The organism is Dolichospermum planctonicum, assembly GCF_005402965.1.
Lineage (GTDB): Bacteria > Cyanobacteriota > Cyanobacteriia > Cyanobacteriales > Nostocaceae > Dolichospermum > Dolichospermum planctonicum.
Genome location: NZ_BJCF01000145.1, coordinates 1 through 537 on the forward strand (window position 1 = coordinate 1; position 537 = coordinate 537).

Consider the following 537-nt stretch of genomic DNA (forward strand, 5'->3'; position numbering starts at 1 on the left):
GTAACAAGGTAGCCGTACCGGAAGGTGTGGCTGGATCACCTCCTTTTAGGGAGACCTAATCCATTTAGAAATCGAAAGCAGTGAAAATTGTGGGTAGAAACTAAATTGGTCTAACCTAGGTCGGTCGAGATTGGAAAAAATCTTTCAAAGTATTATTTGGCTTAGTTCAATAGGAAAAAAAACAGCACCTAACTATAAAAGTTAGACTGCTGGGTGAAATTCCAGCCAGAACCTTGAAAACTGCATAAGAGAACGAGAAAAAGCAGGCAGAAACAGACATGAGAGTGTTTCGTGAAAGCCAAGAAAAATTGTGGTCAAGCTAATAAGGGCTAATGGTGGATACCTAGGCACACAGAGGCGAAGAAGGACGTGGTTACCGACGAAATGTTCCGGGGAGTTGGAAGCAAACGAAGAGCCGGAAATATCCGAATGGGGCAACCCTAAATACTACCTGTTGAATATATAGACAGGAAAGAGCCAACCCAGCGAACTGAAACATCTTAGTAGCTGGAGGAAGAGAAATCAAAACAGAGATTC

Annotated in this window: 1 rRNA gene; it reads left to right on the plus strand. The window is 42.6% G+C overall.

Annotated features, from left to right (window positions below):
• Nucleotides 1-312: 312 nt before the first annotated feature.
• Nucleotides 313-537 (plus strand): 23S ribosomal RNA (locus FFO06_RS20800); the annotation flags it as partial.